This is a genomic window from Stenotrophomonas sp. YJH_SMC_122, from assembly GCF_059369535.1.
In genome coordinates this window covers 197,308-214,584 of the sequence record NZ_JCAFST010000005.1, presented here as the reverse complement: position 1 = coordinate 214,584, position 17,277 = coordinate 197,308, and the positions used below count along the sequence as shown (strand labels likewise).

The following is a 17,277-nucleotide window of genomic DNA, read 5'->3' as shown; positions in this document are numbered from 1 at the left end:
GCCGGGGGGCGTAACGTAGCCGCACTTGTGAGGAGGTGTTGCATGTCAAATACGGTGGATACGATCGGCCTGTATGTGCGTGACCAGGATGAAGCGCTCGATTTCTATGTCGGCACGCTCGGCTTCGAGGTGCACACCGATGTGCGCAATGGCGGCTATCGCTGGCTGACAGTGCGCAACCGCGGCCAGCAGGGTTTCCAGCTGGGCCTGTTCGTGCCCGGCCCACCCACCCACGACGCCGCCACGGCGCAGGCGTTGCGGCAGTTGGTGGCCAAGGGCGCGATGCCGCCGCTGGTGCTGGCGGTGGACGATTGCAGGGCGCGCTATGTGGAATGGCAGGCCAAGGGCGTGGAATTCATCCAGGAACCCATCGAGCGTTATGGCGCGGTCGATGCCGGATTCCGTGACCCATCCGGCAACGGCTGGAAGATGATCGAAGCACGATCTGACGCGAGGCGCCGGCAATGAGCCGTGGCGGCTGGGCGCGGCCCGTGCATCGCTGGACGTCCATCGTGTTCACGCTGGCAGTGGTCGCCAATTTCGTGGCGCGCGGGCTGGGGCAGGGCGAGCCTTCGGCCTGGATCACCTATTCGCCGTTGCCGCCGTTGTTCCTGCAGCTTTTCACCGGCTTGTATCTGTTCGTCCTGCACTATGCAGGCAAGCGCGGCAGCGCCACGGCGGGCGCTGCGCGCTGAGGGCCATGCCGTCAGGCGACGGCGTCGGCCGCGAAGGCGGCGAGCAGGCCCGGCAGGTCTTCCATGCGCTGGAAGATCACGCGGGCGCCGACTGCACGCAGGGCCTCCGGCGTGCTGTGGTGCGGGCCGCCTTCGCTGAAGCCGAACACCGTGGCGCCGGCGGCCACGCCCGCAGTCGCGCCGGTGACGGTGTCCTCGATCACCGCGCAGCGCGTGGGGTCCACGCCCAGCGCCGCAGCGGCCGCCAGATACACATCCGGATGCGGCTTGGTGCGGGGCAGGTCCTGGCCACTGAACACATTGGCCCCGAACACATCGAGCAGCCCGACCTTGTCCAACTGCAGTTTCACCTTGTGCAGGTCTGCTCCGGAGGCGCAGGCAATGCGGCCACCGGTCGCTGCGGCGATCGCACGCACGGCCTCGGGCGCCCCCCGGATCGCCTCGAGGTCCTGCTCCAGCGCACGGTTGCGCTGCTGGCGGAATTCCTCCAGCCATTCCTCCGTGAACGGCTTGCCGGTGCGCTCTGCGATCAGCCCGGCCAGATGGGCCACGGATTGGCCGAGGAAGACCTCGCCGGCCTGAGCCGGGGTCAGCGGCCAGCCGCGTGCGGTCAGCATTTCCGAAAGCACACGGGCCACCAGCGGCTCGGAATCGACCAGTACGCCGTCGCAGTCGAACAGCACGGCATCGAAGGGAAAACGGGACATCTACAACTCCAGGGCGCAATGCAGTGATTCAATTGCAGGCCATTTTCCCACAGCCATCCCCGCGTGGCACCCGGGCCGGGTGCCACCCGATCCCAGTGGACCGGTCAGCCCAGATCACACCCGGCCGGCTGCGGCCACGTGCTGGCCGGCAGCATGTTCTTCAGCGAGGCCGGCGCGTTGATCGCCACGTAGCTCGCACCCAGCAGCTCCTCCAGATCGGCAATCGTCACCAGGTAGTTGTCCAGGCTGCCCAGGTTGGCCTCGTTGGGGATGATCCAGCTGATCGCCTTGGCGGTTCCCGTATTCGGGTCGCGGGTGATGATCGTCTTCCAGAAGAACTCCGGCGTCGGGATGCCGTGGCTGGCCAGGAAATAGTCGTTGGCGGCATCGCCGTAGACCACGCCACCGTAGACGTCCACCGGCGCAATGTCGCGGTAGCACTCGGCCACGTTCTCGGCCTTCACCCAGATGCCCTGGTTGAAGCTGGACACCTGCGGAACGATGTTGGTCATGTAGTTGGCGCGGCGGATGTAGGTCGCGTCGTAATCCATGTGGTTGGACGTGACCAGATGGCCACGGTCATAACCGGACTTGATGCTGGCATACGACGCCGTGCTGGTCTGGCCCAGGCAGCCGGCCGGCAGGTCCGGGTCCTTGTAGAAGCTGGACGGCCGCGCCGCGGAACCGGTATCGGCGGTAAGCGTGTACTCGTAGCGGGTGGCACTGTGGATGCTGCAGTCGTAGGTGAGCACGAAGCCGCCCTTGTTGAGGGTGACTACCTGGGCCTGGGCTGCGCCGGCAAAGGCGCTGAGGACGAAGGCAAAGACAAAGCTTGCAAGGCGCATTGCGATTCTCCAGCAAAGAGTTCGGGACGCAGCTGCCCGCCACGACAAGGCCAGGCCTGTGTCATGTGAAGGCATTGCGGATACGGGTGATGCGGAGTGCGGTGGGACTGACCGCGATGACGGGGCCACAGAGGCCGTGCGGTGTCGCAAGCGTCACAAGCTGTCGTCTTTTGGTCAACGACGAGAACGCGAAGCTGTGACCGGGTGCAAGCACTGGTGATGTGTCAGATCACGTGGTCCGTGGCTGACACGCGCGCGTGATAGGGCGTCGTGGCACAGTGGCTGCGCGACTCGGTACCATACCCGGCATCTGGGAAAGCCCTGGCATTGCACGGGGGGAATGATGAGCAGTGACGTCTTTGCGGGGGCTGCTGTTGTTGCCGTCGTCGGAATGGCGATCGTGGCTGCGCTGCGTCGACAGAAGCGTCCGCCACATCGCAGTTTCAAGTGTGGGCGCTGCGGCAGCGCGGCGCTGCACGACACACGTACCATCGGCGCCTGGCGAGACGGGAAGCAGCGGTTCTACTGCAGCACTTGTCATGCAGACTGGTTGCGATCACACCCACAGGATTCCAGGTCGCGCCGTGGGCAATCCGGGTGCCTGGGCGTGGTTGGCATGCTGGCATTGATACCGCTGGCGGGCCTGCTGGTATGGGTTGTCCACCGCGCCTGAATCTGGTTTCGCATCGATCCGCCGGGGCTGTCGGCTCCGAAAGCGCCATGCTGCGTCGCAAGGTGCCAGCCACCATTCGCACTGGTACGGTCCGACCCGTTGCACCACCACCGACGGGGAGAGACAACGATGCGCAAGGTTCTGCTGCTGTTGATCCTGCTGACCGGGCTGGCGCCCACGGCCCTGGCGGCCACGGTCAAGACCACCCATCGCACCATCCCCAGCTGGGATGGCACGCCCCTCGGGGCCTTCGTCATCGAACCGCAGGATGCCGGCAGTGGCCGCTATCCGCTGCTGGTGATGCCCAGCAGCTGGGCAGTGCCCAGCGTGGAGTACGTGGGCGTGGCACAGTCGCTGGCGCAACGCGGCTATGTGGTCATCAGCTACAGCTCGCGCGGCTTCTGGGAGTCCGGCGGCAGCATCGACATCGCCGGGCCCGCCACGGTCGAAGATGTCAGTGCGCTGATCGACTGGGCGCTGGACAACACCCGCGCCGATCCGGCCAGGATCGGTGTCTCTGGCATCTCCTACGGTGCCGGCACCAGCCTGCTGGCGGCGGCACGCGACCCGCGCATCAAGGCCGTTGCCGCGCTCAGCGGCTGGGCCGACCTGCAGGCGTCGCTCTACAGCCATGACACGCCCAGCGCGCAGGGCATCGCCCTGCTGGTGGCAGCGGGCCTGGCCACTGGCCGCCCCGGCGCGGAACTGGCCACCATCAACGGCAATGTGCTGGTCGGCAACTACCAGGGGGCGGTGGACTCGCTGCTGCCGGTGGCGGCACAGCGCAGCCCGGCCAGCAGCCTTGATGAGATCAATGCCAACCAACCCGCGGTATTCCTCGCCAACGCCTTCAACGACAGCCTGTTTCCGCCGGGCCAACTGGTCGACTTCTTCACCCGCCTGAAGGGACCCAAGCAGTTGCAGCTGCGCCATGGCGACCACGCCCTCAACGAAGCCTTCGGTGCGCTCGGCATTCCCAATGAGGTCTATGCCACGGTGGGCGACTGGTTCGACCACTACCTCAAGGGCGTGGCCAATGGCATCGATCGCCAGCCGGCGGTGCAGCTGAAGTCGCAGAAGGGCAGCTGGAGCCGCTATCCGGACTGGCAGGCCACCTCTACCGGCGCCGTAAGCTACGGGCTGACCGCGCCGACCGGGCTGCTGCTGCCCACCGGAGGGCTGGCCGAGAGCGGTGGTGGCACCGGTTGGAACTACCGGATCGGCAGCGGCCTGCTGACGGCCGCCAACTCCGGCGTGGTGATGGCGTCCGGCGCGCTGCAGATGTTCAACCTGCCGCCCGGCGCCTATGTACCGTTCGTTGGCCGCAACGCCGCAGGCGTCTGGCAGGGCCCGATCTACTGGAGTGCACGCCGCCTGGATGGCGCACCGGAAGTGCGGTTGACGGTGACGCCCACTCGCGCCAACACCACGCTGTATGCCTACCTGTATGCCGAGGATGTGCTGGGCAACGGCCAGCTGATCAGCCACAAGCCGTACACCCTGCGCGGTGCCACGCCCGGCCAGCCGAGAACCATCGATCTTCGCCTGGAAGCCAGCAGCTGGAACCTCCCGGCCGGCAGCCGGCTGACCCTGGTGGTCGATACCGTGGACCTGCGCTATGCGGGGATCAGCCAGCTGGGGGGGGCGGTGACCTTCAGCTCGCCGGCCAACGCGCCTTCGGTGCTGAAGGTGCCTTTGCGTTGATGGGTCAGCGCAGGTCCGGTGGATTCATCGAAGCGTCGCGTACACAGGGATCACCAGCGTCCGGTGTCAGGCGCGCCTCGATGTCCGGTGGAAACCGCGGAATCCTGCTGGTCTGCATCACCACCCAGCGCATGATCGTGTGCAGGTAGTTGAGTGGCAGCATCGTGAGCCACATGAAACCCGGGAGCTGCGCGTCTTCGGCGAAGATGCGCTCCTTGCAGGACGCGAAGCTCCCGCGCTTGCCGTCCAGCGGCATGCAGTAGTGCACCGCATCCACGACGGCTGCCGGTCCTTCTTCCATGTAGCGCCGCAGGAACTCCCAGTGGGCATACGCGTTCTCGATGCGGGAGGTCGCGATGCAGAACGCGAACGTCTCCCGTACTGTCACGCCATCCGCGTCCAGGATCAGTCCGCGGACATCCCAGTTGTACCATCCGAAGGTTCCGGTTCCGCGGCCAAGCGTGAAATACACCCGGTCCCAGGGCGCGCTGAGGGTGGTGCCATCCAGCCGGAACACGTGTATCTGCCGATGCTTGCGATCAAGCGCGATCGGATAGTAGGTCCAACGGAACAGCTCGAGGCAAGCCACCCATATGCTCGCTGCAGTGAAGACGGCCAGCATCGCCATGCCTATGAATATCGCCTCCCACAGGCCGTTTTCGTTCGGTAGCCTGTTCACGACCAGCAACCAGAGCAGCATCAGCATGCCGCCCAGCCCGAAGGCAATGCCGATCGCGCCTAGCAGGGCTGCAAAGCCACGTGCGGCGAACCAGCGATCCACCGAAACCAGGCAGTTCGAATTCATCTTCACCACGCACAGCTGCGCCAGCGGCGCGACATCCAGTCGCTTCTTCCGCAGCAGGCGGTGCTCACGATCAAACGCATTCAGCGGGCGGTTGTTGGGAAATTTGCGCGTGTATCCGGTGTAATCCATGGGCGATCCCTGCGCGATTCCAGCGCCCGTTGGATTCTAGCGGGATTATCCTGGGGGAGATCAGCGACGAACGTCGAACTGGTCGCTCTCCATCAGCGCCCGGACTTCAGCTTCGCGGGCAGGGCTGAAGTCGCCGGGAATGGCGTGCTTCAACGCGCCCGCGGCCAGTCCGAAGCGCACGGTGCTTTCTGCGTCCAGCCCGGACAGCAATCCGTGCACGATGCCGGCGGCAAAGGCATCGCCACCGCCGATGCGATCAACGATGCCGGGCAGCGGCCTCGGAGGAGCCTGCGCGCGGGTTCCATCGCGTCCCAGCAGCAGCGCACCGAGCACGTGATGGTCGGTGCTGATTACCTGGCTGTTTCTGAAGAACTACCAGCGCTAAGCTTGATCTGGCGCGACGCACACCTGCGTTGAAGCGCGCAATGCATCACGAAACGGTGAATGGCCCTCCTGCCCCGCCGAGCGCAAAGAGGTTTCCTGCTACCTTCGGCCGTGGAGCCGGCACTGGCTCCTGAACTCATTCCATGGAGGAAACCTAGATGTCGCTAGCATCAGTTCTGCTTGTTCTCGCGTCAGCTCAGAGTCTCGCGGTCATGCCGGCAGGCCAGGCATTTTCGGAGAAGGAATCGGATATCGCTGCCAAGGCCTACATGAGTGCGAACGGCGTGTCACTCGACACCGCCAAGCGCAGGCTGGAAGTTGAATCCGAGCTACCTTCGGTCATCGCCGAACTGAAACGGCGATACAGTGATCGGCTCGCATTTGTTTCGATCGAAAACATGCCCGATCAACACCTCGTTGTTGGACTGAAGGGAAACATGATGGAGGCGGTCCGGCACTTCAGAGTGAGCGACTCATCCATCAGGGTCGAATTCGAGGAGGGGTATCCGTACACGGAGAAGGAGTTCTCCGAAACCATGCATAGAGTCGTTCCACTTGTGGTCGAACTCATACCTGATGCAGTCAGTGTGGACGGCCGCCCCGAGCTGGGCATGATTGACGTTTCGGTTCGCGGAGCCGATGTAAAATCGTATGAAGCGGCCAAGCGCAAGATTGAAGAGGCTGCGAAGCTGAAGGTCAACATCATCCTTGGGAGGGATCCCTTCCGCAATTCGGCGTACACCGCCGGTGGGGCGATCCTGACTGCCAATGGCAGGATGTGCACAAGCGGCCTTGCGGTTCGGCACAAGCTGACCAAGGTAAAAGGGCTCCTTACGGCAGCGCACTGCGATGATCAGTTGCTTTACAGCAATTACGGTCATGAGGTTGGTGGCCCGCAGGTCATGATGCCACTGACATTCCAGGACGCGCTCTTCGACGGTAGTCACGATGTTCAATGGCACTCGCTTCCTGCTGGAAATACACCGCTCCAGGAAGTGTTCGCAGAATTGAAGGGTGAGTACCAGACGAAGGCATTGATACTGATCCATGCGGACCTTCCACTGCATGGCCTCCTTTGCTTCCGAGGGGCTCGCACCGGATTCAGTTGCGGAACCGTCACATCGGTGCAGCACGCCCCGTTGGGCGTATGTGGCGCTGCAGTCTGTGCACCGACTTGGGGAAGAGTGGAAGGCTCCGAACTTGCATGCGCGTCCGGTGACAGCGGCGCCGCCGTCTTCAACAAGAGCGGCTCAGGCTACGGGATCGCAAAATCCGCTGAGAATCCCAGTGATTCAATCGAAAAGGGAAGCTGCAAGGCGTTGACCGTCATGCCCTTCGGCAAGGTTGCCGATCTGAATCTCGACCCGGTATGAGGCACCGGGACCGAGGAAGCCTTCAGTAGGCGCCGCAGGGAATTGCTGCGGACAGGAGAGGTGGCGCGCTCTGCCGTGGGCGAGAGCAGGGCACCACGGCGGCGGACGATGCCGATCGTGCGCGACACTACCGGGTTGCCGATCGCGCGTGTCACCAGGGTGGGGTGATCCCCGTCCGGCGTGGCCATCTTCGACAGCGCTGACACGCCGATGCCGGCCTCGACCATGCCCAATGAGGTCGACAGGTGGGTCACTTCGTAGTGCCAGCTGAGCTTGAGGCTCTCACGCGCCAACGCACCATTCAGCAGCGTGCGGTTGCCGCTTGTGCGGTGCACGGTGATCAACTGGCGCTTGGCCAGATCCGCCCATTCCACCTTGCGCTTGCATGCCAGGGAATGACCGCGCCGGGTCGAACAGGCCTTCGCGCCGGGCCAGCCCGGCCAGCATCATCATGCCGATCAGGAACAGATAGACATCGCGGCCCTCGGCCACCGCGTGCAAGGTCGTGCCGAACGGCACCGTTCCCAGCAGTGGAAGCAGAAGAGCAGCCCCCAGTGCCCACACGTACTCCGGAATGCGGAATGGCCGGAACAGCAGGCCGAGGGTCGCCACGGTCACGGCCGCCCAGATGAGGAAAGAGGAACAGGAAGCGAGCATCGGGCGGGGTGTCGCACCTCCCCGCATAAGGTGGGAGCCATTCAGGGCGTTGCGGTGGACTCAACGATGTTCGACTACCAGGGCTGGACCTTCAACGCCAATGGCCGAACCCGGGTGGCCCGGGTGGAACTGGATGGCGACGGCGGCGGCACCATCAACCGTTACCGGTTGACCCTCGGGCCCGCCCAGTCCGGGCTGTGCATCAAGGTGGCCTCGCAGGAGGAAGCCGCCAAGAGGCTCGAAACCGAGGCGGAGAGACTGCTCGGCCCAGAGTGGTAAAGAGGGCTTCACTGCGGCAGAAGCGTTGTGAGGTTGCCAGCGCCACTCCGCAATCTCAGTCCATGCGACGCCCGACCGTATTCTTACGGCCATGCATTCGCCCTCCAGCCCTCCCGATTTCATGATGGCCCGCCGACCCTGCGGCTGGGTGCAGAGCGGCGAGCGCTGGGATCTGTGGTGGAACGGGCGTTCAGTGGCCAGAATCGTGCCGCATGCCGTGCTCGGGTTCCGCATGTGCCTGGACGCGCGCAGGATGTCCCAGAGCAAGGTCGTGTCCGCCGCCAGCGTACGTCAGGCAAAGCGATACGCCGAACGCTGGTGCGCGGCACGGCTCTGCCCGCAGTTGCCCCTGCGCGATGCGGTGGCGCGGCTGGTGGACGCTGCGCACGACGCGGGCGCCGTGCCCCGGCGGGCAATGACGCGGGAGCAGCGGCAGCAGGCCCGGCGCCTGGCTGAGGCCGGATCGGGGGAAATGGGGAGGATCAAGGAAGCGCTGGCGCTGCGGCCACGTGCGATGACGGCCCGGCCCGAGGTGCAGGGGCGAGGTGGAACCTGGTCTGTACCCGGCCAGATTCCATCCTCGCTGCGCCGGAATGGCGGCACCTCCCCGGTTGGGGCTACGCCGAAAGCTCCTCGCGCACGATCCTTGCCCCCGCGCTGAGTGCGCGCAGCTTGCCCCTGGCCACGTCGCGCGCCAGCGGCGCCATGCCGCAGTTGGTGCTCGGGTAGAGCTTGTCGGCGTCCACGAACTGCAGCGCCCTGCGCAGGGTGTTGGCCACATCCTCCGCCGTTTCCACCGTATTGGAGGCCACGTCGATGGCACCGACCATCACCTTCTTGCCGCGCACCAGCTCGATCAGGTCGATCGGCACGTGCGAGTTGTGGCATTCCAGCGAGATGATGTCGAGGTTGGAGGCCTGCAGTTTCGGGAACGACTCCTCGTACTGGCGCCATTCCGACCCCAGGGTCTGCTTCCAGTCGGTGTTGGCCTTGATGCCGTAGCCGTAGCAGATGTGTACCGCCGTCTCGCACTTCAGCCCTTCGATCGCGCGCTCCAGTGCGGCTACGCCCCAATCATTCACTTCGTCGAAGAACACATTGAAGGCCGGCTCGTCGAACTGGATGATGTCAACGCCGGCGGCCTCCAGCTCCTTCGCTTCCTCGTTGAGGATCTTCGCGAACTCCCAGGCCAGCTTTTCGCGGCTCCTGTAGTGCGCGTCGTACAGCGTGTCGATCATCGTCATCGGGCCGGGCAGCGCCCACTTGATCGGCTGCGTGGTCTGGCGGCGCAGGAACTTCGCATCCTCGACGAATACCGGCCTGGGGCGGCTCACGGCGCCAACCACGGTCGGCACGCTGGCATCGTAGCGGTTGCGGATGCGCACGGTTTCGCGCTTCTCGAAGTCGACGCCGCTGAGATGCTCGATGAAGGTGGTGACGAAGTGCTGGCGGGTCTGCTCGCCGTCACTGACGATATCGATGCCGGCATGCTGCTGTTCCTGCAGCGACAGGCGCAGCGCATCCTGCTTGCCTTCAACCAGGGCTTCGTCCCGCAGCTTCCACGGTGACCAGAGCTTCTCCGGCTCGGCCAGCCAGGAAGGCTTGGGCAGGCTGCCTGCGGTGGAGGTGGGGAGCAGCGTCTTCGTCGGCATTGTGTCGTGTGTCCTGGGGGAGAATGGAAAGTCTATGGATCAGCGGGCGGCCCACTGCTCAAGCACGGCGCGGTATGGCTTGATGAAGTGCTCTTCGGTGAACCGGCCCTGCTTGACGGCCAGCTGGCTGCGCTCTTCGCGGTCGTAGACGATGCGGGTGGAGGAGTAATCCTGATGCTTCAGGCTGGGCTGGTAGACCTTGCCGGCCACGGAATTGGCGTTGTAGATCTCAGGGCGGTAGATCTTCTGGAAGGCCTCCATCGTGCTGATGGTGCCGATCAGCTCCAGGTTCGAGTAATCGCCCAGCAGGTCGCCCTGGAAGTAGAACGCCAGCGGTGCGACGCTGCCCGGCGGCATGAAATAGCGCACCCGCAGGCCCATCTTGTCGAAGTACTGGTCGGTGGGGGAGCGCTCACCCTGGCGGTACTCCACGCCCAGGATCGGGTGATGGTTCTCGGTGCGGTGGTAGGTTCTGCTGCTGGACACACTGATGCAGATGACCGGACCCTTGCTGAAGTTGGCGCGGTAGGCGTCCGACTCCAGGAAGTGCTTGAACAGCTTGCCGTGCAGGTCGCCAAAGCCCTCCGGAATGCCGAAGGTATCCTTGCCTTCGTTGCTGGCTGGAAGCACGACGCTGAAGTCGTAGTCGCGCACATAGGACGAGAAGTTGTTGCCGACGATGCCTTCGGTGCGCGCGCCGGTGTGCGTGTCGACGATGGTCGGGCGCAGCACTTCTATCAAGGGAAAGGGGTCGCTGCCCGCGTTGCCATCGATGTGCATCTCCACCGAGATGATGTCCAGCTCGACCGCGTAGCGATCGGCGCTTGGGTTGTCCCAATGCGCCAGATCATTGAAGCGGTTGTTGATCATGCGGATGGTGTTGCGCAGGTTTTCCTGCCGGCACGCGCCGCGCGCCAGGTTGGCGAAGTTGGTGGTGATGCGCGTGCCTTCGGCCGGCTGGTAATCCTCGTTGAAGGGGATGCGCGTGATGCTGAAGGTGAAGGCGTCGTTCGTCATGGGCGGCGTTCCGTTTGCAGGGTGACATCCAGATGCAGGTCGGCGGCATCCGGCATTCAAAGGGCTTCGATGGCCTCGGCGGCGGCGAGTGGCGCGCCGCGATGGGACAGCGCAAGCAGCGGCATGGCGCGCTGCACCGCCAGTCGTGCGCGCTGGATCAGCGCCTCGTTGTGCACGCGCCCCTCGGCGAAATCGCGGTCGGTGGCATACACGCCCAGAGGCAGGGTGCGGGCCTGGAAGAAGCTGAACAACGGCCGCAGCTGGTGATCGATCACCAGCGCATGGCGTTCGCTGCCGCCGGTGGCGGCCAGCAGGATGGGGGTGTCGACCAGCGCGTCCTGGTGGATGAAGTCGAAGAAATGCTTGAACAGCCCGGTGTACGAGCCGCGATAGACCGGCGTGCTCACCACGAGGACATCGGCCTGCTCGACGGCCACCAGCTGGCGCTCGAAAGCCTCGGGGAGCTGCGAGCGCCAAAGCGCACCGGCCAGTTGCGGCGCCAGTTCGCCGAGTTCGATCAGCTGCTGTTCGCTGCGCATGTTCTCGCCGATCAGGCCCAGCAGGTGCTCGGCGAGGGTGGCGGCCCGGGAGGGGCGCTGCAAGCCGCCGGAAACGGCGACGATACGGAGAGGACGGTGGGATGGAGGCATGACCCGATCCTAGTCATGCCTTTCCATGACGTAAAATGGTATTACTTCACCTATCCATGAGTGAGATTCATCTTAATGTTGGAGCGGATCCACCTCAGCATCGTGCAGCAGGTCGAGCAGCAGGGCTCGCTCACCGCAGCCGCCGGCGTGCTCAACCTGACCCAGTCGGCGCTCAGCCACAGCATGAAGAAGCTCGAGCAGCAGCTGGGCACCGAGGTCTGGCTGCGCGAAGGCCGCAGCCTGCGGTTGACCCAGGCCGGGCAGTACCTGCTGGCGGTCGCCAACCGGGTGCTGCCGCAGCTGGACCTGGCAGAGGAGCGCCTGCGCCAGTTCGCCCAGGGCGAGCGTGGCGCGCTGCGCATCGGCATGGAATGCCACCCCTGCTACCAGTGGCTGTTGAAGATCGTCTCGCCGTACCTGGCCGCGTGGCCGGATGTGGATGTGGACGTCAAGCAGAAGTTCCAGTTCGGCGGCATCGGCGCCTTGTTCGGCTACGAGATCGACCTGCTGGTCACGCCCGATCCACTGCTGAAGCCGGGCCTGAAGTTCATCCCCGTGTTCGACTACGAGCAGGTGCTGGTGGTGGCCCGCAGCCACGCCCTGGCCAAGGTGGACCACGTAAAGCCACGCCAGCTCAGCCAGGAAGTGCTGATCAGCTACCCGGTGCCGTTCGAACGCCTGGACATCTACAACCAGTTCCTGCTGCCGGCCGGCATCACGCCGCGGCGCCACAAGGCCATCGAAACCACCGACATCATGATGCAGATGGTGGCCAGCGGCCGCGGCGTGGCTGCCATGCCGCGCTGGCTGGTGGAAGAGTACGCGGCGCGCATGGACGTGGTGCCCGTACGCCTGGGCGCCAAGGGCATCCCCAAGCAGATCTATCTTGGCGCGCGCGAGGCCGATACCGGCATCGACTACCTGCAGGCCTTCATCGAACTGGCCCGCAACAGCTCGCCGCTTGCCGGCAATGTGGGCGGAGCACGTTGATGCCGGCAGGCCTGTCACTGCGGGCGGACCCCTTCATCAGCGCCTTTTCACTGGAAGTCAGTGCGAAGGCCATGCCCGCGCTGCGCGCCGAGGCGGATCGGATCCCGCGCGGTACCGTCATCTCCATTCCGTACCTGGCCAGCGAGGATGACGACGCCCGCCTGACCGCCGCGCGCACGGTGCGTGCGCTCGGATTGGAGCCGATGCCGCATCTCTCTGCACGGCGCGTCGGGTCACGCGCAGCACTTGAACGTTTCCTGGAGCGTGCCGCCGGCGACGCCGGGGTCGAGCGTTGCCTGCTGATCGCGGGCGACCTGGCCACGCCCGCCGGACCGTTTGCCGACAGTGCTTCAATCATCCAGACCGGTCTTCTGGAGCAATACGGCATCAAGGTCGTGGGTATCGGCGGCCACCCGGAAGGGCATCCGGCAATGAGCAGCGAAGAACGCTGGCAGGTGCTTCAACGCAAATGCCAGGGCATCGAAACGCGCGGCATGGCGCTAGTGATCGTCACCCAGTTCGCCTTCGATGCCGATCTCGTGCTGGCCTGGCTGGATGCACTTCGCACGCGTGGCATCACCGTTCCGGTGCTGGTCGGTGTGCCGGGCCCAGCCAGCATCTCCCGTCTGCTGCGCTATGCCGCGATGTGCGGCGTGGGCGCCAGTGCATCGATGTTGGCCAGGTATGGCATCTCGATTGGCCGGCTGCTGGGAACGGCGGGGCCGGAGGTGTTCGTTGATCGCCTGGTGAAGGGGCTGACCAGCGCCCATGGCCAGGTCAGCCCGCACTTCTTCCCGTTTGGCGGTATTGCGCCGTCGCTGGACTGGATGGCGCAGTACCGGCAGCGCATTTCCAGTGCCCGCAGCGTAATCCCCGAAGGCTGACAGCTGTCACTGGCTGCAACCGGGGCGGAAGCGAATAGTGAGCACCAAGGCGAGCGCACCTCGCCGCCACTCACCAAAGGGTTCGCTCATGAACATGCTCCAGCACCTCGCCTCGCAGACGCCGATCTGGGTCTGGCTGCTCCTGGCCTTCCTGGTCACCCGTGGCATCGCCGCCATGAAGCCGGCCGAGACTTCGCTGCAGAAGCTGGCGATCGTGCCCGGCCTGTTTGCCGTCTGGGGTGCGTGGTCGATCAGTCATCGTTTCGGCGCGTCGCTGATCGCCTGGAGCGAGTGGCTTGGCGGCATCGCCACGGGGGCCGCGCTTGCCTGGCTGCTGTTGAATCGCTTGAAGCTGACGCTGGACCGCAGCACCGGCAAGCTCTGGCGCAGTGCGGACTTCAGCCTGCTGCCGCTGCTGTTGGCCACCTTCCTGGTGAAGTATGGCTTCGAAGTTGCATTTGCAGTGTTGCCGTCGTTGGCCGCCCATGCCGGTTTCAGTGCCGCCTACCTGCTGCTGACAGGCGGGTTCACTGGCATCTTCGTCGGCAAGTACGCCCGCTACCTGGCCTCGCTGCGGGTGGATGCGGCGGGCAAGGGACTGGAAACCGCAGGCTGATTGACCTGGTAGTGCCGGCCGCTGGCCGGCTTCCCCAGGCAGGGTTGTGCGGAGCTGGCGCAGACGTCACGATGAACCATGCGGTGGGCGGATTGCATTTCGCAGCTTGGCACGTCAGCGTAGTGGGTACTGCCAAGGTTCAGACAGGTCAAATGAAGGCTCCAGAATGAAGATTCTGATCTCTTCCCTCATGTTCCTGGGCTTGGTGGTTGCGGCAGGAATCGTTTGGATAACGTATCCAACCTTTCTCGAATCTGAGCTCAGAACCTTCCGCTCACTTCCACCAGAAACATTCAAGATGCTTCGCGACGATGCGATCGCCTTCGCTCGGGCGAACGCATCGAAAGGCATTACCATCGAAGCAGGCCCCCCGCAATCGAGCGTGTTCGAACTGCGGTGCAGACAGGTTCCATTACTCCTGGTAGAGAACGGGCATGACCTGCTCACCCTCGATATCTTTGGGTACGCAGACCGACGTGCGCCAGGCATTGCCAAGCTTCAAGATCAGATGACATCGAGACTGATCCCGGAGGGTCAGCCCGGCAAGCCCGGCCCGAGTTCTGGAGAGCCCTCGGGACTGGAGGCGCTCATCATGAAGCATAGAGACGGCATCGATGTCGCGCAGCAGTGCCATTGAATCCAGGGGCGATTGAAGTGCGCCAAACGCATTGATCTCCTGACTTCGAATCCGTCGCACCTCATGCACGCCGCCTGATCGACCAGGTGGGCGTGCCCGACGTCGATGCCACCGATGGGCCGACACCGGCGGCGGCTCTGCAGCAACAGCGCGGTGCCAGCAATGCGCGATCATCGGTGGGTAGCGTGAACACGCTGTCCAGTCTGGTGCGCATGATGTACCCGCGGGCAGGCGCTTACCCGGCCAACCCGCCCATGCTGTATGCCGAGGACTTTTCGCCCAATACGCGGCGGGGGGCGTGCGTGCTGCGCACCATCGAGGCGAGCCTTCTGTGCGGATCCAGACCATGACATGTCGGTCAGACGTCCAGCGCCTTGGACGTTTTAGACGTTCCCGCGCCACTGGCTCATCAGCATCTGAAGAAACCGCTCGGCGGTGGGCGAGAGCAGGGCGCCCCGCCGGCGGACGATGCCGATCGTGCGCGACACTACCGGGTTGCCGATCGCACGTGTCACCAGGGTGGGATGATCCCCGTCCGGCGTGGCCATCTTCGGTAGCACCGACACGCCGATGCCGGCCTCGACCATGCCCAATGAGGTCGACAGGTGCGTCACTTCGTAGTGCCAGCTCAGCTTGAGGTTCTCGCGCGCCAACGCGCCGTCCAGCAGCGTGCGGTTGCCGCTGGTGCGATGCACGGTGATCAGCTGGTGCTCGGCCAGATCAGCCCATTCCACCTTGCGCTTGCGGGCCAGCGGATGATCGCGTCGGCAGGCGAGGACGAAGGGGTCCTCGGCCAGTACGTCGAAGTCGAGATTCGGATCGTTCGCGCCCATGAAGTTGATCCCGAACTCGACTTCGCCACGTTCCACTGCCTGCAGACCCTCCGTGGCCGGGATATCCAGGATGCGGAAGCGCACGTTCGGGTGCGCTTCGTGGAAACGCGCCATCACGCTGGGCAGGAAGTAGAACGCCGCCGTCGGCAGGCACGCGATGGTCACGGTGGCGCCGCGGGTGTCCTCCCGGCCGCGCAGTGAGAACAGCGAGCCATCGAATTCCTCCAGCATGCGGCGCACCAGCGGCAGCAGGTTCTCGCCGACAGCCGTAGTGCTGACGCTACGCGTGGTGCGCTCCAGCAGTGGCGAACCCACGGCCTGCTCCAGTTTCTGGATCCGCCGGCTGAGTGCTGGCTGGGAGACGTGCAGGATTTCCGCGGCGCGATGGAAGCTGCGTGTCTCCGATACCAGCAGGAACGCGCGTAGATCCAGGATTTCGCAATTGATGCTCATTGGGTATCAATCATCCAAAAATCAGCAATTCACAGATCAATTAGGGTCATGCCAGTATCGAATCACAGAGGGGTCATTCATCCCCTATACGCATCAATCTAGCACACGTATGTCCAACGATCTGCTCAGCATTCCCTGCGTGCTCATGCGCGGCGGCACCTCCAAGGGCCCGTTCTTCCTGGCCAGCGACCTGCCGGCGGACACCGCCGAACGGGATCGCCTGCTGCTGGAAGTGATGGGCTCGGGCCATCCGTTGCAGATCGATGGCATCGGCGGTGGCAACGCGCTGACCAGCAAGGCGGCGATCATCGACCGCTCGAGCCGGGCGGACGCCGACGTGGACTACCTGTTCGCCCAGGTCCGGGTGGAGCAGCAGGTGGTGGATACCTCGCCCAACTGCGGCAACATGCTGGCGGCCGTGGGCCCGTATGCCATCGAGCGTGGGCTGGTGCAGGCGCAGGATCCGCAGACCGAGGTGCGCATCCACAACGTCAACACCGGCAAGCTGATCATCGCGACGGTGGAAACGCCGGGCGGCAATGTGGCCTACCGCGGTGATACGCGCATTGCCGGCGCGCCGGGCTCAGCCGCGCCGGTCAGGCTCTCCTTCCTTGATGCGGCAGGCGCCCGCACCGGCAAGCTGCTGCCCAGCGGGCATGCGCAGGAAACCATCGATGGCGTGCCGGCCAGCCTGGTGGACTGCGCCATGCCGATGATGCTGGTGCGTGCCGAAGACCTGGGCGTGCGCGGTGATGCCTCGCCCGCCGAACTGAACGCGGACGCGGCGTTCATGCGCCGGCTGGAAGCGCTGCGCATCGAGGCGGGCGCCCGCATGGGCATCGCCGACGCCGGCAACAAGGTCATTCCCAAGCCGGTGCTGCTGTCGGCGCCGCAACAGGGCGGCGATCTGCAGGTGCGCTATTTCATGCCGCACCAATGCCACACCGCACTGGCCATTACCGGTGCGGTCGGCCTGGCCACCGCCGCCGTCACGCCGGGCACGCTGGCCCACACTTTGGTCGGATGCCGGTCCGTTCCCGGCAGCATTACCCTCGAACATCCGAGTGGGGCCCTGGAGGTGGGCCTCAGTCGCAGCTCGGGCGATTCGCCGGTGATTGCCAGCGTGGTCCGCACCGCACGCCGCTTGTTCGAGGGGCGCGTGTACGCGACTTCGCCCGCGCCCGCCACGGCCACTGCCACCCAAGCCCGCCAATGGACGTCAGCGGCATGATCTGAACCCGGACGGGCCTGCGTAGGCGCGCATGCCCTCCATTACAACGTAGATGCTTCACTC

The 17,277-nt window shown here is 64.7% G+C and carries 17 protein-coding genes and 4 pseudogenes; 11 read left to right on the top strand and 10 right to left on the bottom strand.

Features of this window, described 5'->3' with window-relative positions; genetic code table 11:
• The first annotated feature begins 42 nt into the window (after positions 1 to 42).
• Both AC5P66_RS09360 and AC5P66_RS09355 read left to right on the top strand, forming a co-directional pair.
• On the top strand, positions 43 to 468 hold the full coding sequence (locus tag AC5P66_RS09360) for a VOC family protein (protein WP_049410787.1): 426 nt from the start codon (positions 43 to 45) through the stop codon (positions 466 to 468).
• Positions 465 to 695: a hypothetical protein gene (locus tag AC5P66_RS09355; RefSeq protein WP_099495910.1), complete on the top strand. Its 231-nt coding sequence runs from the start codon at positions 465 to 467 to the stop codon at positions 693 to 695. The genes AC5P66_RS09360 and AC5P66_RS09355 overlap by 4 nt, the downstream gene beginning before the upstream one ends.
• An 11-nt stretch (positions 696 to 706) precedes the next feature.
• Here the strand turns inward: AC5P66_RS09355 and AC5P66_RS09350 are convergent, their stop codons facing one another.
• Both AC5P66_RS09350 and AC5P66_RS09345 read right to left on the bottom strand, forming a co-directional pair.
• Entirely contained in the window at positions 707 to 1,402 is a 696-nt protein-coding gene (locus tag AC5P66_RS09350) for an HAD family hydrolase (RefSeq protein ID WP_099495909.1), read from the bottom strand.
• Positions 1,403 to 1,506: 104 nt separating this feature from the next.
• Positions 1,507 to 2,247, bottom strand: a complete 741-nt coding sequence (locus tag AC5P66_RS09345) for a DNA/RNA non-specific endonuclease (RefSeq protein ID WP_049410777.1) — start codon at positions 2,245 to 2,247, stop codon at positions 1,507 to 1,509.
• Positions 2,248 to 3,049: 802 nt separating this feature from the next.
• On the opposite strand from AC5P66_RS09345, the gene AC5P66_RS09340 reads away from it, so the two are divergent.
• Complete coding sequence (locus tag AC5P66_RS09340; protein ID WP_049440848.1) at positions 3,050 to 4,624, top strand: S15 peptidase family protein; 1,575 nt, start codon at positions 3,050 to 3,052, stop codon at positions 4,622 to 4,624.
• Between the two features lie 4 nt (positions 4,625 to 4,628).
• On the opposite strand, the gene AC5P66_RS09335 is transcribed toward AC5P66_RS09340, so the two are convergent.
• Positions 4,629 to 5,558, bottom strand: a complete 930-nt coding sequence (locus tag AC5P66_RS09335; protein ID WP_049410768.1) for a DUF6708 domain-containing protein — start codon at positions 5,556 to 5,558, stop codon at positions 4,629 to 4,631.
• A gap of 60 nt (positions 5,559 to 5,618) precedes the next feature.
• Positions 5,619 to 5,915: pseudogene (locus AC5P66_RS09330) on the bottom strand (PfkB family carbohydrate kinase); the annotation flags it as partial.
• A 185-nt stretch (positions 5,916 to 6,100) separates the two neighbouring features.
• On the opposite strand from AC5P66_RS09330, the gene AC5P66_RS09325 reads away from it, so the two are divergent.
• Entirely contained in the window at positions 6,101 to 7,315 is a 1,215-nt protein-coding gene (locus AC5P66_RS09325; RefSeq protein WP_049440844.1) for a chymotrypsin family serine protease, read from the top strand.
• Positions 7,316 to 7,380: 65 nt separating this feature from the next.
• Here AC5P66_RS09325 and AC5P66_RS09320 read toward each other — a convergent pair.
• Together AC5P66_RS09320 and AC5P66_RS09315 are read right to left on the bottom strand one after the other, a co-directional pair.
• Positions 7,381 to 7,722: pseudogene (locus AC5P66_RS09320) on the bottom strand (LysR substrate-binding domain-containing protein); the annotation flags it as partial.
• Positions 7,655 to 7,972: pseudogene (locus AC5P66_RS09315) on the bottom strand (arsenic transporter); the annotation flags it as partial. The pseudogenes AC5P66_RS09315 and AC5P66_RS09320, both read right to left, overlap by 68 nt.
• A gap of 66 nt (positions 7,973 to 8,038) precedes the next feature.
• Between AC5P66_RS09315 and AC5P66_RS09310 the strand changes: the two are divergent.
• Positions 8,039 to 8,251: a hypothetical protein gene (locus AC5P66_RS09310; RefSeq protein ID WP_049410759.1), complete on the top strand. Its 213-nt coding sequence runs from the start codon at positions 8,039 to 8,041 to the stop codon at positions 8,249 to 8,251.
• 617 nt (positions 8,252 to 8,868) lie between these two features.
• On the opposite strand, the gene AC5P66_RS09305 is transcribed toward AC5P66_RS09310, so the two are convergent.
• The 3 genes from AC5P66_RS09305 to msuE are packed head-to-tail and all read right to left on the bottom strand — an operon-like array spanning position 8,869 to position 11,570.
• Positions 8,869 to 9,903, bottom strand: coding sequence for a methionine synthase (locus tag AC5P66_RS09305; protein WP_049441223.1), 1,035 nt, complete (start codon positions 9,901 to 9,903; stop codon positions 8,869 to 8,871).
• A gap of 39 nt (positions 9,904 to 9,942) precedes the next feature.
• Complete coding sequence (locus tag AC5P66_RS09300) at positions 9,943 to 10,920, bottom strand: DUF1852 domain-containing protein (protein ID WP_049410753.1); 978 nt, start codon at positions 10,918 to 10,920, stop codon at positions 9,943 to 9,945.
• Between the two features lie 56 nt (positions 10,921 to 10,976).
• Positions 10,977 to 11,570, bottom strand: coding sequence for an FMN reductase (msuE, locus tag AC5P66_RS09295; protein ID WP_495216247.1), 594 nt, complete (start codon positions 11,568 to 11,570; stop codon positions 10,977 to 10,979).
• A gap of 75 nt (positions 11,571 to 11,645) precedes the next feature.
• Here msuE and AC5P66_RS09290 point away from each other — a divergent pair, with 75 nt between their 5' ends.
• The 5 genes and pseudogenes from AC5P66_RS09290 to AC5P66_RS09270 all read left to right on the top strand — a co-directional run.
• Positions 11,646 to 12,560, top strand: a complete 915-nt coding sequence (locus tag AC5P66_RS09290; protein ID WP_049410747.1) for a LysR family transcriptional regulator — start codon at positions 11,646 to 11,648, stop codon at positions 12,558 to 12,560.
• Positions 12,560 to 13,444, top strand: a complete 885-nt coding sequence (locus AC5P66_RS09285; RefSeq protein WP_495216246.1) for a methylenetetrahydrofolate reductase — start codon at positions 12,560 to 12,562, stop codon at positions 13,442 to 13,444. The genes AC5P66_RS09290 and AC5P66_RS09285 overlap by 1 nt, the downstream gene beginning before the upstream one ends.
• A gap of 88 nt (positions 13,445 to 13,532) precedes the next feature.
• Positions 13,533 to 14,060: a DUF6622 family protein gene (locus AC5P66_RS09280; RefSeq protein WP_495216245.1), complete on the top strand. Its 528-nt coding sequence runs from the start codon at positions 13,533 to 13,535 to the stop codon at positions 14,058 to 14,060.
• A 166-nt stretch (positions 14,061 to 14,226) separates the two neighbouring features.
• On the top strand, positions 14,227 to 14,697 hold the full coding sequence (locus AC5P66_RS09275) for a hypothetical protein (protein WP_495216244.1): 471 nt from the start codon (positions 14,227 to 14,229) through the stop codon (positions 14,695 to 14,697).
• A gap of 44 nt (positions 14,698 to 14,741) precedes the next feature.
• Positions 14,742 to 14,999: pseudogene (locus AC5P66_RS09270) on the top strand (hypothetical protein); the annotation flags it as partial.
• A gap of 81 nt (positions 15,000 to 15,080) precedes the next feature.
• Here the strand turns inward: AC5P66_RS09270 and AC5P66_RS09265 are convergent.
• Positions 15,081 to 15,983 carry a LysR family transcriptional regulator gene (locus AC5P66_RS09265; protein WP_049410734.1) on the bottom strand — a complete coding sequence of 301 codons (903 nt, stop codon included), beginning with the start codon at positions 15,981 to 15,983 and terminating at the stop codon, positions 15,081 to 15,083.
• Between the two features lie 109 nt (positions 15,984 to 16,092).
• On the opposite strand from AC5P66_RS09265, the gene AC5P66_RS09260 reads away from it, so the two are divergent.
• Entirely contained in the window at positions 16,093 to 17,214 is a 1,122-nt protein-coding gene (locus tag AC5P66_RS09260) for a 4-oxalomesaconate tautomerase (protein ID WP_164284105.1), read from the top strand.
• The last annotated feature ends 63 nt before the right edge of the window (positions 17,215 to 17,277 follow it).

Excerpts from the sequence above, each read along its gene's own strand:
- AC5P66_RS09360 (WP_049410787.1), top strand. The coding sequence starts at position 43 with ATGTCAAATACGGTGGATACGATCGGCCTGTATGTGCGTGACCAGGAT.
- AC5P66_RS09355 (WP_099495910.1), top strand. The coding sequence starts at position 465 with ATGAGCCGTGGCGGCTGGGCGCGGCCCGTGCATCGCTGGACGTCCATC.
- AC5P66_RS09350 (WP_099495909.1), bottom strand. The coding sequence starts at position 1,402 with ATGTCCCGTTTTCCCTTCGATGCCGTGCTGTTCGACTGCGACGGCGTA.
- AC5P66_RS09345 (WP_049410777.1), bottom strand. The coding sequence starts at position 2,247 with ATGCGCCTTGCAAGCTTTGTCTTTGCCTTCGTCCTCAGCGCCTTTGCC.
- AC5P66_RS09340 (WP_049440848.1), top strand. The coding sequence starts at position 3,050 with ATGCGCAAGGTTCTGCTGCTGTTGATCCTGCTGACCGGGCTGGCGCCC.
- AC5P66_RS09335 (WP_049410768.1), bottom strand. The coding sequence starts at position 5,558 with ATGGATTACACCGGATACACGCGCAAATTTCCCAACAACCGCCCGCTG.
- AC5P66_RS09325 (WP_049440844.1), top strand. The coding sequence starts at position 6,101 with ATGTCGCTAGCATCAGTTCTGCTTGTTCTCGCGTCAGCTCAGAGTCTC.
- AC5P66_RS09310 (WP_049410759.1), top strand. The coding sequence starts at position 8,039 with ATGTTCGACTACCAGGGCTGGACCTTCAACGCCAATGGCCGAACCCGG.
- AC5P66_RS09305 (WP_049441223.1), bottom strand. The coding sequence starts at position 9,903 with ATGCCGACGAAGACGCTGCTCCCCACCTCCACCGCAGGCAGCCTGCCC.
- AC5P66_RS09300 (WP_049410753.1), bottom strand. The coding sequence starts at position 10,920 with ATGACGAACGACGCCTTCACCTTCAGCATCACGCGCATCCCCTTCAAC.
- msuE (WP_495216247.1), bottom strand. The coding sequence starts at position 11,570 with ATGCCTCCATCCCACCGTCCTCTCCGTATCGTCGCCGTTTCCGGCGGC.
- AC5P66_RS09290 (WP_049410747.1), top strand. The coding sequence starts at position 11,646 with ATGTTGGAGCGGATCCACCTCAGCATCGTGCAGCAGGTCGAGCAGCAG.
- AC5P66_RS09285 (WP_495216246.1), top strand. The coding sequence starts at position 12,560 with ATGCCGGCAGGCCTGTCACTGCGGGCGGACCCCTTCATCAGCGCCTTT.
- AC5P66_RS09280 (WP_495216245.1), top strand. The coding sequence starts at position 13,533 with ATGAACATGCTCCAGCACCTCGCCTCGCAGACGCCGATCTGGGTCTGG.
- AC5P66_RS09275 (WP_495216244.1), top strand. The coding sequence starts at position 14,227 with ATGAAGATTCTGATCTCTTCCCTCATGTTCCTGGGCTTGGTGGTTGCG.
- AC5P66_RS09265 (WP_049410734.1), bottom strand. The coding sequence starts at position 15,983 with ATGAGCATCAATTGCGAAATCCTGGATCTACGCGCGTTCCTGCTGGTA.
- AC5P66_RS09260 (WP_164284105.1), top strand. The coding sequence starts at position 16,093 with ATGTCCAACGATCTGCTCAGCATTCCCTGCGTGCTCATGCGCGGCGGC.